This window comes from Turicimonas sp. TL08 (assembly GCF_054660695.1).
Window position 1 is genome coordinate 1 of record NZ_BAAGDP010000104.1, and the last position, 255, is coordinate 255.

The window sequence follows — 255 nt, forward strand, 5'->3', positions numbered from 1 at the left end:
TCTCCTGATTGTCCGAATCTGTAAGAAATACTCTAATCCCTGCATCAATTCCTTTAATTGCTGATTCTTTAAGCACCTTGATAGGTTCGGGTTCTTTTTCTCCTGTTTCGCATAGAACAGAGGCGTAATAGTCTCCTACACGATCCTTTGTTACCGTGATGCTTCTTACGATGCCAAGAATCGGACGGTGAATAACGGCTTTTATCGGATTGCACTTCGGAATCTTGATCCAATTTTCGCCAACGGATATGCTTG

1 pseudogene is annotated in these 255 nt (G+C 42.4%); it reads right to left on the reverse strand.

The features are described from left to right. Positions 1 to 255: pseudogene (locus tag ACYQ4O_RS13130) on the reverse strand (RNA-guided endonuclease TnpB family protein); the annotation flags it as partial.